Source organism: Roseixanthobacter psychrophilus (genome assembly GCF_043195195.1).
Taxonomy (GTDB): domain Bacteria; phylum Pseudomonadota; class Alphaproteobacteria; order Rhizobiales; family Xanthobacteraceae; genus NCEH01.
In genome coordinates this window covers 1-373 of record NZ_JBAFWT010000202.1, presented here as the reverse complement: position 1 = coordinate 373, position 373 = coordinate 1, and the positions used below count along the sequence as shown (strand labels likewise).

1 pseudogene is annotated in these 373 nt (G+C 63.3%); it reads right to left on the bottom strand.

Annotated features, from left to right (window positions below):
* Positions 1 to 271 (bottom strand): annotated as a pseudogene (locus V5F77_RS29205) (IS1380 family transposase); the annotation flags it as partial.
* Positions 272 to 373 lie beyond the last annotated feature (102 nt).

Sequence of the window (373 nt, the reverse complement as noted above, 5' to 3'; positions counted from 1 at the left end):
GCAGCAGCCTGCGCAGGGCCGTGTCCGAACGCAGGACGCGCAGGTCTTCCAGCGAACGTCCGCCGCCCGAGAGCATCAGGATGAGGGGAATGGCGTGGACGGAAGGCGCATAGCCCTTCGCGCTGCCGGGCGGCGGGAGTTCCCGGTCGATCGTCTCGGCGACGTTCACCGCCTTGAGGTATTCGCCATGCAGCGCCTGGCCGCCATGGGCGCTCAGCGATTCATCCGTCACGTCGAGCTTGAACGGCAACACCGTCTGCAACAACCCCATCGCACCCTCCGGGTGAAGGGAAACCGTGATTCCGATTCCTCAAACACCCATAGGATAAAGGAGCTTCAGCGGGACGGAACTTTCTTCATCGCGGAATTAGGG